Origin of the sequence: Arthrobacter sp. V1I9, from assembly GCF_030817075.1 — a bacterium.
Classification (GTDB): domain Bacteria; phylum Actinomycetota; class Actinomycetes; order Actinomycetales; family Micrococcaceae; genus Arthrobacter.
The window spans coordinates 503,203-514,131 of sequence record NZ_JAUSYU010000001.1; the positions used below are offsets into that span (position 1 = coordinate 503,203).

The window sequence follows — 10,929 nt, forward strand, 5'->3', positions numbered from 1 at the left end:
CACCATTCAATATCTCAATTCCGCACTGTGGAATAGCAGAAACGGCCTTTCGAGCCGGCCTCACCACGGCGGAATCCTCCCAGAATTGAGACACCTATGCAGACCCCTCCACCGGTCGGTGTTGACGCGGCAACAGATCTGACAGCGCCGTCAGTTACCGCCGCCCACCCGTCCCTGAGCGTTGACGCCCTGTGCGAATCGGCAAGCGCCGCATCTGGCCAGGCCATCAGCCCCACCCTTTATAACGTAGATCTCGCACCCACCAAGCGGGCCGGGCGCAGCTGGTCCGGTTACAGCATCTTCACCCTGTGGGCCAACGACGTGCACAGCCTGGGCAATTACGCCTTTGCCATCGGGCTCTTTGCCTTGGGCCTGGGTGGATGGCAGATCCTGATGGCCCTCGGAATCGGTGCAGCATTGCTGTTCGGCCTCCTCAACCTCTCCGGCTTCATGGGCGTGAAGACCGGTGTTCCCTTTCCGGTGATGAGCCGGATCAGCTTCGGAATCAGGGGCGCGCAGATCGCCGCCCTCCTGCGCGGAGCGGTGGCTATCGCCTGGTTCGGCATCCAGACCTACCTTGCGTCCGTCGTCTTCCGCGTCATGATCGTGGCAATGTTTCCGCCCCTTGCCGCCATGGATAAGGACTCCGTCCTCGGACTGTCCACGCTGGGCTGGATCGCGTTCATCATCCTCTGGGTCGTCCAGTTGGTGATTGTCAGCTTCGGCATGGAGATGATCCGCAAATACGAGGCGTTTGCGGGCCCGGTCATCCTGGCCACCATGGCAGCCATCGCTGTCTGGATCTTCATCGAGGCCGGCGGCGCCATCGCCTGGTCCTCCAACAACGCCCTGGAAGGGCCCGAAATGTGGCTCACCATCTTCGCCGGCGGCTCACTGTGGGTCTCCATCTATGGCACCTTCGTCCTGAACTTTTGCGACTTCACCCGCTCAGCGGTATCCAAAAAGGCAGTGGTTCGGGGCAACTTCTGGGGCATCCCCATCAACATGCTGGTCTTCGGCGCCATCGTCGTCGTGATGGCCGGAGGGCAGTTCAAGATCAACGGCACCATCATCGAAAGTCCCTCGGACATTGTCCAGACCATTCCCAATACAGTTTTCCTGGTGCTGGCCTGCCTCGCCCTGCTGATCCTCACCATCGCGGTCAACCTCATGGCCAACTTCGTGGCGCCCGTCTATGCCCTGACCAACCTGTTTCCCCGGAAACTGAACTTCCGTAAAGCGGCCATTGTCAGCGCCGTCATCGGCCTGGTCATCCTGCCCTGGAACCTCTACAACAACCCCGTGGTCATTGTGTACTTCCTAGGCGGCCTCGGCGCGCTGCTCGGCCCGCTGTTCGGCGTGGTTATGGCGGACTACTGGCTGATCCGCCGCGGCAAGGTCAACGTTCCCGAGCTGTACACCGCCTCCCCGGCCGGAGCCTATTACTACAGGAACGGCGTCAACCCGCGGGCGATCGTCGCCATGGTGCCGGCCGCCGTCGTCGCTCTCCTCATTGCCTTCGTCCCGGGGCTGGCAGCAGCGGCACCCTTCGCATGGTTCTTCGCGGCAGGGATCGCCGCCGTGGTGTATTTCTTCATCGCGGACCGCTCGCAGCGGCTGGAAGACCGCGACGGCGAGGCCATCGCCGTCGCCAGCACCCACTGAGGGAGGAAACCCCAATGCGCATACTCGTAGCGAACGTCAACACCACCGCGTCCATGACGGACTCCATCGCCGCCCAGGCCCGCAGCATCGCTGCTCCCGGTACGGAAATCGTCGGGATAACGCCGCGGTTCGGCGCCGACTCCTGTGAAGGAAACTTTGAAAGCTACCTGGCGGCCATCGCCGTGATGGACGCCGTGACCCGTTACCCGGAACCGTTCGACGCCGTGATCCAGGCAGGATACGGCGAGCATGGACGCGAGGGGCTGCAGGAGTTGCTGGACGTTCCGGTGGTGGACATCACCGAGGCAGCGGCCAGCACCGCCATGTTCCTGGGCCACAAGTACTCGGTGGTCACCACCTTGGACCGGACCGTCCCGCTCATCGAGGACCGGCTCAAGCTTGCCGGCCTGGACGCACGTTGTGCGTCGGTCCGGGCCAGCGGCATGGCCGTCCTGGAACTTGAGGAGGATCCTGAGCGTGCGGTGGAAGCCATCATCGGCCAGGCGATGCTGGCCGTATCCCAGGACAAAGCTGAGGTGATTGTGCTTGGCTGTGGCGGCATGGCCGGCCTTGATGAGCAGATCCGGCAGCGTGCGGGCGTCCCGGTGGTGGACGGGGTTGCGTCTGCCGTGGCCATCGCCGAATCCCTGGTCCGCATGCGGCTGTCCACCTCCAAAGTCCGGACCTACGCTGCGCCGCGGCCCAAGACCGTCGTAGGCTGGCCGCTGAACAACACAGGGGTGCCGGCTGCGCTGTAGCCGGCACCCCTCCCGGCAGGGCAAAGTACCGTGCAGCCCTCGGCAACAGGAGAAGAGTTTGAATCAACCCCAGCATCCGGGGCGGCGAGTCGCCGTGGTCACCGGTGCCGGCTCCGGCATTGGCCGGGCGGTGGTCCGCCTCCTCCTGGCCGATGGCTACGCCGTTGCCCTCGCCGGGCGGCGCGAGGCGCAACTGGTGGAGACGGCAGGCGGTCATGAGCACGCGCTACCGATGGCCTGCGACGTCACCCGGCCCGACGACGTCGAGCATCTTTTCGAGGCGGTTCGCCAGCGATGGGGCCGGGTGGACCTCCTGTTCAACAACGCCGGGGTGTTCGGGCCGGCGGCGGGTGTGGATGAGATCTCGCTGGCAGACTGGGACGCCGTTGTTGCGGTCAACCTGACCGGATCCATGCTGTGTGCTGCGGCCGCCGTCCGGGCGATGAAGGCGCAGGATCCGCAGGGCGGGCGGATCATCAACAACGGCTCCATCTCAGCGCACTCACCCCGGCCCCGGACGGTGGCCTACGCCGTCACCAAGCACGCCATGACCGGCCTGACCAAGAGCATCGAGCTGGACGGGCGGGGCTTCGGGATCACGTGCGGGCAGATCGACATAGGCAACACGGCCACGGAGATCATGGACACCATCGGCGTCGGGGCGGGTGCGCTCCAAGCTGACGGAAGCCGCCGGGTGGAACCCACTTTTCCTGTGGAGGATGCTGCCCGCGCGGTGCTGATGATCGCCAACATGCCGCCGACGGCCAGTGTCGGATCAGTAGTTGTGACCGCTGCGGGCATGCCGTTCATCGGCCGCGGCTGAGCAGCAGTTACAGCGGCAGCAACGCAGAGAGATCCGCGCGCAGGCCTGAAGCGGCTACCTTGCCGGCAGCGACCGCCTCTGCCCAGCTCAACTGGCCGGTCACCATCGCAAGCCAGGTGGCGGCGTCGCACTCAATCACATTAGGCGGCGTACCGCGCGTGTGGCGCGGCCCCTCCACGCACTGCGTCACGCCGAAGGGCGGGACGCGCACCTCTACCGAATTTCCCGGCGCCCGCGCGGTGACCTCCTCAAGCGTGTACCTCACCGCGGTGGCCAGAAGGGGCCGGGGGACAGGAACGTCCGACGGCGGCCCGGCGGCTTTCCGCCACGCCGCCAGCGCCGCGGCGCCTTCTTCAACGTCGATACGACGGCGGGCTACAGGCATGTTTCCGGCTTCCTTCGGGTGGGGACGCAGTGGCAAGGCAATCAGGGTACCGCGAACAGCGATCGGGACGGAATCGCGGCAGCCCGCGGGTACCATCGGTAGCACCGATCCTGAAGAACGGCCCGGCCGTCGTCGGGCTCTTCAAGGAGTGCTGGAGCGGAACGCGCTGACCTTCAATCCGGGCCGGGACCAGGACGCGCAGCCGGTGGGCTCCTTCACCGACGTGCGGGAGCTCCAGCAGGAACTCCAGGGCCATGGCATCCAGTTCCTCGCGGAAGCAGATGAAGGAACAACCGGGCCGGCGAGCTTCATTGTGGTGGATCCGGACGGCAATCCGGTGATCGTGGACCAGCACGTCTGAGAATCCGCTGCTGCCGCGAGCCCTAGTCCAGGAGCGCTGAAACGGCCGGGCCCAGCCGGATCTGTCCCACCGGGCGGCCGCCGCCCAGCACGGGCTCCACGACTTTCTCCAGGACACTCGCAATCCCCGGAATTTCCACCGCGCCGGCCGCAGCGAGAAGGGTCAGCGCCACCAGCGAGGTGGCCCGGACATTCCCGTCCAATATCTTGACGGCCACGGAAACACCCTGCTGCGTTGCCATGGCGAGCACGCCTTCGGCGCCCACCTTGGCGATGACCTCCAGCTCGTCCATCACCAGGGTGTTGGCTTCGCCGCGCCCCTGGACAGCCCAGGGGTAGTCGAGCATTGACGTTGCGATGGTGGCGGCACGGGCGCTGAAACTCTGGTCGCCGGGCGCCTTGGCCAGCTGGGAGAAGCCCCGGGCCAGACCCTTGAGGGAAACCGCCGCCACGGGCGCGCCGCAGCCGTCAATCCCCAGATGCGCGATCTTTTCGCCCGCGTACTCCTCGATGACCGTGCGGACCCGCTGCTGCAGCGGGTGGTTGGGCTCCAAATAGCTGTGGGTATCCCAGCCGTTTTCCGTGCACGCCCACAGGAAGGCAGCGTGCTTGCCGGAACAGTTGAACGCCAGCCTCGTTTTTCCGCGTTCGGAGCGCACCAGCCAGTTGCGTGCGGTTTCATCCTGCGGCCACGCTTCCGGGCACTGCAGCTGGTCCTCGCGGACGCCGGCCGCCTTGAGCATCCCGGACACCACGTCCATATGGTCCAGCGAGCCCACGTGGCTTGCACAGGCCAGGGCCACCTGTGCGCCCCGGAGCGGTACTCCGGACTGCATCGACGCCAGTGCTTGGAACGGCTTCAGGGCTGACCTGGCGAAAATGGGGGTGCTGATGTCGCCAAGCTCTGTGACCACTGTCCCGTCTGCTGCGAGCAGCACGGCCGAGCCGATGTGCCGCGACTCAACAAAGCCGCTGCGCTCGATCACGGCCAGTTCGACGGCGGAGTCCACGGTGAAGGTGGCGTGCGGATTATGCGGCATGGTGCCAGTCTAGGGGCCCGCATGCCGGATGCCGGGCTACTCCACGGTGACCATGACCGACTGCCAGCCGGAAGCGCCGTCGGGAACGGGATCCGCCCGCTGGTCAGTTTGCACCTCACCGGACCCGTCGGTGGCACGCACTTTGATGTAGTGCGGCCCGGGCGCGGCGTCCCATTCATAGGACCACTGGCGCCACGTCACCAGGGACGCCTCGGTGGACAGGTCCGCCTCCACCCAGCCGGCGTTGTCGATCTGGATCTCCACCTTGGTGATGCCGCGGGTCTGCGCCCAGGCGGTACCGCCCACGGCAACCTTCCCGGCGGGAACTTTAGCGAAGGATTTGGGGACGTCCACGCGCGCCATGGTCTTGATGGGCCCCCGTTCGGACCAGCCCCGCTCCGTCCAGTACGCCTTGCTGTCGGCGAACCGGGTGACCTCGAGGTCCACCACCCATTTGGTGGCGGAAACGAACCCGTAGAGTCCCGGAACCACCATCCGCACCGGGTAGCCGTGTTCGAGGGGGAGCGGCTCGTCGTTCATGCCGATGGCCAGGATGGCGTCACGGCCGTCCTGCAGGACCTCGAGCGGGGTGGACGCGCTGAAGCCGTCGACGGAGGTTGAGAGCACCATGTCCGCCCCGTCCTTCGGCTTCGCCCGCTTCAACACCTCGCGGATGGGCAGGCCCAGCCATTTGGCGTTGCCGGCGAGGTTGCCGCCGACCGGATTGGAGACGCAGGTGAGGGTCACGTGCGATTCGATCAGGTCGGCGTCGAGCAGGTCCTGGAACGTGAGCCGGACCTCCTCCTCCACCAGCCCATGGACCCGCAGCTCCCACTCGTCCAGGTTAATTTCCGGGACGCTGAGGGCCGTATCAATGCGGTAGAACTCACCATTGGGCGTCACCCACGGCGCGACCCCCGGCACCGGCGACTGGACGCCGGCCGGAACGGCAGCAGCAGCCTTCACAGGCACGGGAAGCTGCACGGCATCCCGCGCCTGGGCGATATTGCTGCGGGCAGTGCTCAGGAGGCGGCCGCCCGTGGCAGCGATGCCGGCAGCGGCTGCGGTGATCCCGGCTGCGGTGAAGAATCGGCGGCGGCTGCCGCCCGGAGTGTCCGCTGCGGCGTCGGCGGGCGCAACATTCGTGTCCCACAGTGGGGCAATCAAGAACCGCAGGGCGGCCAGGCCCGCGAGCGTGCCCACCAACGAGGGTATGGCATCCGCCGGCCCTACGCCTGCCCGGGTCACCACGCTGGCCACGATCACCGCACCCATGAACAGGACGCCCAAAACTCCCAGCGCCCAGCGCCGGTACGCCACCACTCCCAGTACGCAGGCCAGGACGGCGATGGTCAGTCCCATGCCCACAAAGAGGGCGGCTTTGTCATTGGTTCCGAACGTGGCGATCGCAAAATCCTTCAGCCAGGACGGCGTGAAGTCGATGAACGTGGATCCCAGCGCGATGACGGGTGTGGCGCGGGCGGTGAAAAAGGCTCCAACCAGCTCAGCCACGGCCAGGACGACGGCGGCAGCCACCACGCCTGCCAGCGCAGCCATGGCGGTGGGACCCTTGAGCCAATTCCGAAGCTTTTTCATGACATGGGTTCGGAGCGAAGCGGGCCGGGGATTGTTCTGCAAGGCTGACACAGCTTAGGAGCGGGCGGGTGCACAAAGTACCCTTGGTGACTGTGAAGGTACTCGTCATCGGCCCCGGAGGCCGCGAACACGCCATTGTCCGCTCCCTGCTCGCCGACCCCAACGTGTCCGAGGTCCATGCCGCTCCCGGCAATGCCGGCATCAGCAAGCTGGTCCCCACCCACACAATCAACGGCAATGATCCCGACGCCGTCGCCGCCCTGGCCATGAAGCTCGCCGTGGACCTCGTGGTAGTGGGCCCCGAGGCGCCGCTGGCGGCAGGTGTCTCCGACGCCGTCCGCGATGCCGGGATCCCGGTGTTCGGCCCCAGCAAGGCGGCCGCGCAGCTCGAAGCCTCCAAGGCATTCGCCAAGGAAATCATGGCCGAGGCCGGCGTGCCGACGGCCATGGCAATGGTCGCCACCAACGCCGACGAAGCCGCTTCGGCCCTGGACACGTTCGGCGCGCCGTACGTGGTGAAGGACGACGGCCTCGCTGCCGGCAAGGGTGTGGTGGTCACCAGGAACCGCGACGAGGCCCTGGCACACGCACAGTCCTGCTTCGATGCCGGCGGCTCCGTGGTGATCGAGGAGTTCCTGGACGGGCCCGAAGTTTCCCTCTTTGTCCTCTGCGACGGGCACAACACCGTGGCGCTGTCACCGGCCCAGGACTTCAAGCGGATCTTCGACAACGACGAAGGACCTAACACCGGCGGAATGGGTGCCTACACGCCCTTGGAATGGGCACCGGAAGGGCTGGTCCAGGAGGTCCTGGACCGTGTAGCCCAGCCCACGGTCAACGAGATGGCCAGCCGCGGCACCCCGTTCGTGGGCGTGCTGTTTGTGGGGCTCGCGCTGACCTCGCGCGGCACCCGCGTGATCGAATTCAACGTCCGTTTTGGCGACCCGGAAACCCAGGCCGTGCTGGCGCGGCTCAAGACGCCGCTCGGTGCCCTGCTGCTCGCAGCCGCCAAGGGCGAACTGGACAAGGCAGAGGAGCTGCGCTGGGCGAAGGACACTGCCGTCGCCGTCGTCGTCGCTTCCGAAAACTACCCTGACAGCCCCCGTACCGGTGACAGGATCCGCGGGCTGAAAAAGGTCGAAGCCCTGGACGGCGTGCACGTGATCCACGCCGGCACCTCCTTTGACGAGGACGGCAAGGTTGTCTCCGCCGGCGGGCGTGTACTTGCGGTCGTGGCGTTGGGCAGCGACCTGGTGGAGGCGCGGGAAAGAGCCTACGACGGCGTGGAGCTGGTCCAGCTGGAAGGCTCGCAGTTCCGCACGGACATCGGCCGCAAAGCCGCCCGTGGCGAGATTCGGGTATCATCAGCCGCTACCGGATCGCTGCCCGTAACGAAGGGGAAGGCCTAGCATGAGCGCGAATTCCGCAGCACGCGGTTTTAGTACCACCACCCTGGACCTGCCGGGTTGGACGCACGTCTACTCCGGCAAGGTCCGTGACCTTTACGAACCGGCCGACGAGTCCGTCCGGCAGCGGGTGGGCCGGGACTGCGTACTGGTGGTGGCCAGTGACCGCATCAGTGCCTTCGACCACGTCCTCACCAGCGAAATTCCGGACAAGGGGCGAATTCTCACCCAGCTCAGCCTCTGGTGGTTCGACCAGCTGGGCGTGGAGCATCACGTCCTGGCCTCCACAGTGGAGGACGGTGTGCCGGCGGCCGTTGAAGGCCGGGCCATGATCTGCAAGAAGCTGGACATGTTCCCGGTGGAGTGCATCGCCCGCGGCTATCTCACGGGCTCAGGCCTGCTGGAGTACAAAGCCGCGGGGACTGTGTGCAGTATCCCGCTGCCGGAAGGCCTGGTGGACGGTTCACGGCTGGAGCAGGCCATCTTCACGCCGTCGGCCAAGGCGGCAGTGGGTGAGCATGACGAGAACATCCCGTATGACGCCGTGGTGGCAATGGTCGGCGATGATATCGCAGGCCGGTTGAGCCAGCTCACCCTGGAGATCTACACCAAGGCCGAGGGAATCGCCCGCGCACGCGGCATCATCCTTGCCGACACCAAGGTGGAGTTTGGCTACGACGCCGTCTCCGGTTCCATTACCCTGGGCGACGAGGTTCTGACACCGGATTCGTCACGGTTCTGGGACGCTGCCACCTACCAGCCGGGACAGGCGCAGCCCTCCTACGACAAGCAGTACGTCCGGGACTGGTTGACCTCGGCTGAGTCCGGCTGGAACAGGGCAACGGACACGCCTCCGCCCGCCCTGCCCGCCGAAGTTGTAGAGCGGACCCGCGGCCGCTACGTGGAGGCCTACGAGAAGCTGACCGGGCGGGCGTTCGCGTAAACCGCTGTGCAGGTTCGGACCCGGCCCGCCCCTCGCCTACGCTGCTGGCTCTAGTCAGCTGGCCTTTGCGTCTTTAGTCGCGGCATCTGTCCGCTGTTGGGCGAGCCGGATCTCCAGCATCGCGTCCAATGCCTGCTGGATGAGATCCTGGGCCCCGGCGGAGCTGAAGGCCTTTTGTGCTTCCTGAAGGAATATCAGAGCTTCATCGGCTTCGCCTGCGGCCTTAAGCGATTTGCCGAGTAGTAATGAAACCTCGCCGGCCGTGTGCTTGGCGAGTGCGTCACGCTGTGCGTGGACCTCCCGGAGCTTCTGGATTGCGGCCACAATGTCACCGGTCAGGTACAGCCAGCGGGCGCGGATGAAAGCGACTTCGAGCTCGTCGCTTTTCATTTCGTAAACAATCGAAAACGCGAGTTCGGCCCGCTCGATCGAGGCGAGCGTCTCGGGCTCCACAATGCCGGCCTGTAGCCGCACGGCCGCAGAAGCTTTGTTGAACCGTGCCCACATCTCGATGTCATTGGCCGGGGAAAGCAGCTTTGCCGCCCGTTCGTGTTCCTTGACTCCCTCTCCGTAGTCATGCCGCATAAAGGCGACATTTCCCACGACCCATGCCACTTCACCGGCAAGCTGGGGCATTGAATCTTCGTCCACTTGCGTGACGAGGACCCGGCAGTGGGTCCACGCCTCGTCCAGTCGGCCGCTTTCCGCCAGAGCCCCGATGAGGACCCGCAAAGCGCCCGTAATGATGGTGGAACTTGGCGGCAGCTGCTCCGCCAGCTTCATCGCTTCCATTGCTTGATCCACAGCGGCAGACAGCTGTCCCTGCCGTTGCAAAACAGCCGCAAGCATTTGACGGGCGCGCACACCCAGTCCCACGGACTCCCTCGCCATCGGGTGTTCCAGCAGGCGTTCGGTAATCTGCTGGCATTCCACCAAATCACCATGGCGCAACAAGCATTCCGCCTGCATGTAAGTCATATTCCACCACGCGCTGGTGTTCTTACCCTCGAGAGCGATTTTGGCGGCAGTTGCAGCATGGCTGGCTGCCAGGGGGTAATCCCGCAAATCCCACGCTTGCCGGGCGTACAGACCTGCCAGCACGTATTCCGCGTCGCTGAGAGAGATTGGCTGGCTCCAGGCTTCCAAGGCTTTGGGCGCCAGTTCGAGCCTTCTGGCCAGCTCCTCGATCACTTCAGCCGTGGGCTCCCGTCGGCCGGTTTCAAGCAGTGAGATATAGCTTGGCGAATACAGGTCCTTCCCCAGTTCGGCCTGCGTCATCCCACGTTCGAGCCGCTCTGCCCGGAGCTTCTCCCCGAATCCGTTGCCCACGGGATCTCCTTTCATTCGGACGGCCTGAAACCGGTGCTTGACAGTCCCTGTGCAAAACATTTTACAATGAGTGTCAACAAGGACAGTGCTGGCTTTGTGAGGTATCCGACTCGTATAGAGGAACTAATATGTTGAAGAAGATTGCAGCGGCCGCAGTACTTGCGGGTGCCCTGGCGTTTTCCGCCGCGGCCCCGGCCGTACTGGCGGCCGGTTCCCCTGCGGATAACGCCGGCATCTCTGCAGGGAGCGGCAACTGGCCGAACCCCATGACAGAGAAAGAGAAAGGGAAGAAGGTCAAGAGCACGGACGCTACGTACGACACGTACAGCGGCAACTGGCCTAACCCGATGTAGTAGCTTCCTCAACAAGGAGGCGAGGGAGGCCCCGGAGCATCTGCTTCGGGGCCTTTCCCTTTCCCGGGAAGCCGCAGGTCCGGGGGATCCGGTCACGCAAAAAGAGGGCCTCCGTGTGGAGACCCTCTTTTGTTTGGTCGGGATGACAGGATTTGAACCTGCGACCTCTTCGTCCCGAACGAAGCGCGCTACCAAGCTGCGCTACATCCCGATCCGCTGCAAAAGCAACTTTACAAGAATAGCCGATGCGGGCCCTCGATGCGAAATCCGC

General features: G+C 65.1%; 11 protein-coding genes and 1 tRNA gene. 7 read left to right on the top strand and 5 right to left on the bottom strand.

All coding sequences use genetic code 11. The annotated features are described in order from the left end of the window. Positions 1-96: 96 nt before the first annotated feature. The 3 genes from QFZ70_RS02385 to QFZ70_RS02395 are packed head-to-tail and all read left to right on the top strand — an operon-like array spanning position 97 to position 3,246. Positions 97-1,665: an NCS1 family nucleobase:cation symporter-1 gene (locus tag QFZ70_RS02385; RefSeq protein ID WP_307093924.1), complete on the top strand. Its 1,569-nt coding sequence runs from the start codon at positions 97-99 to the stop codon at positions 1,663-1,665. A 14-nt stretch (positions 1,666-1,679) separates the two neighbouring features. Further along, positions 1,680-2,423 (top strand): aspartate/glutamate racemase family protein, encoded by a 744-nt coding sequence (locus QFZ70_RS02390; RefSeq protein WP_307093925.1) that lies wholly within the window; start codon positions 1,680-1,682, stop codon positions 2,421-2,423. Positions 2,424-2,481: 58 nt separating this feature from the next. After that, positions 2,482-3,246 carry an SDR family oxidoreductase gene (locus QFZ70_RS02395; RefSeq protein WP_307093926.1) on the top strand — a complete coding sequence of 255 codons (765 nt, stop codon included), beginning with the start codon at positions 2,482-2,484 and terminating at the stop codon, positions 3,244-3,246. A gap of 7 nt (positions 3,247-3,253) precedes the next feature. Here the strand turns inward: QFZ70_RS02395 and QFZ70_RS02400 are convergent, their stop codons facing one another. Further along, entirely contained in the window at positions 3,254-3,631 is a 378-nt protein-coding gene (locus QFZ70_RS02400; protein WP_307093927.1) for a sterol carrier family protein, read from the bottom strand. Positions 3,632-3,779: 148 nt separating this feature from the next. Between QFZ70_RS02400 and QFZ70_RS02405 the strand changes: the two genes are divergently transcribed. After that, positions 3,780-3,992 carry a VOC family protein gene (locus QFZ70_RS02405; RefSeq protein WP_307093928.1) on the top strand — a complete coding sequence of 71 codons (213 nt, stop codon included), beginning with the start codon at positions 3,780-3,782 and terminating at the stop codon, positions 3,990-3,992. 22 nt (positions 3,993-4,014) lie between these two features. Here the strand turns inward: QFZ70_RS02405 and QFZ70_RS02410 are convergent, their stop codons facing one another. Next, positions 4,015-5,031: an asparaginase gene (locus QFZ70_RS02410; protein ID WP_307093929.1), complete on the bottom strand. Its 1,017-nt coding sequence runs from the start codon at positions 5,029-5,031 to the stop codon at positions 4,015-4,017. A 36-nt stretch (positions 5,032-5,067) separates the two neighbouring features. Next, positions 5,068-6,627: a molybdopterin-dependent oxidoreductase gene (locus QFZ70_RS02415; RefSeq protein ID WP_307093930.1), complete on the bottom strand. Its 1,560-nt coding sequence runs from the start codon at positions 6,625-6,627 to the stop codon at positions 5,068-5,070. 92 nt (positions 6,628-6,719) lie between these two features. Here QFZ70_RS02415 and purD point away from each other — a divergent pair, with 92 nt between their 5' ends. Further along, a complete protein-coding gene (purD, locus tag QFZ70_RS02420) occupies positions 6,720-8,036 on the top strand; it encodes a phosphoribosylamine--glycine ligase (RefSeq protein ID WP_307097772.1) in 1,317 nt (438 codons plus the stop codon). Between the two features lies 1 nt (position 8,037). Beyond that, the gene (locus tag QFZ70_RS02425) at positions 8,038-8,976 is read left to right on the top strand and encodes a phosphoribosylaminoimidazolesuccinocarboxamide synthase (protein ID WP_307093931.1); all 939 of its coding nucleotides are present in this window, start codon (positions 8,038-8,040) and stop codon (positions 8,974-8,976) included. Positions 8,977-9,030: 54 nt separating this feature from the next. Here QFZ70_RS02425 and QFZ70_RS02430 read toward each other — a convergent pair whose 3' ends face one another. Next, entirely contained in the window at positions 9,031-10,305 is a 1,275-nt protein-coding gene (locus QFZ70_RS02430; RefSeq protein WP_307093932.1) for a helix-turn-helix transcriptional regulator, read from the bottom strand. Between the two features lie 128 nt (positions 10,306-10,433). Between QFZ70_RS02430 and QFZ70_RS02435 the strand changes: the two genes are divergently transcribed. Further along, on the top strand, positions 10,434-10,658 hold the full coding sequence (locus QFZ70_RS02435; RefSeq protein WP_307093933.1) for a hypothetical protein: 225 nt from the start codon (positions 10,434-10,436) through the stop codon (positions 10,656-10,658). A gap of 134 nt (positions 10,659-10,792) precedes the next feature. Here the strand turns inward: QFZ70_RS02435 and QFZ70_RS02440 are convergent. After that, positions 10,793-10,869 (bottom strand) — tRNA-Pro (locus QFZ70_RS02440). Between the last annotated feature and the right edge of the window lie 60 nt (positions 10,870-10,929).

Bases quoted from the DNA above. Each gene is read 5' to 3' on its own strand.
- QFZ70_RS02435 (WP_307093933.1), top strand. From the start codon at position 10,434: ATGTTGAAGAAGATTGCAGCGGCCGCAGTACTTGCGGGTGCCCTGGCG.
- QFZ70_RS02390 (WP_307093925.1), top strand. From the start codon at position 1,680: ATGCGCATACTCGTAGCGAACGTCAACACCACCGCGTCCATGACGGAC.
- QFZ70_RS02415 (WP_307093930.1), bottom strand. From the start codon at position 6,627: ATGAAAAAGCTTCGGAATTGGCTCAAGGGTCCCACCGCCATGGCTGCG.
- QFZ70_RS02425 (WP_307093931.1), top strand. From the start codon at position 8,038: ATGAGCGCGAATTCCGCAGCACGCGGTTTTAGTACCACCACCCTGGAC.
- QFZ70_RS02410 (WP_307093929.1), bottom strand. From the start codon at position 5,031: ATGCCGCATAATCCGCACGCCACCTTCACCGTGGACTCCGCCGTCGAA.
- QFZ70_RS02385 (WP_307093924.1), top strand. From the start codon at position 97: ATGCAGACCCCTCCACCGGTCGGTGTTGACGCGGCAACAGATCTGACA.
- QFZ70_RS02400 (WP_307093927.1), bottom strand. From the start codon at position 3,631: ATGCCTGTAGCCCGCCGTCGTATCGACGTTGAAGAAGGCGCCGCGGCG.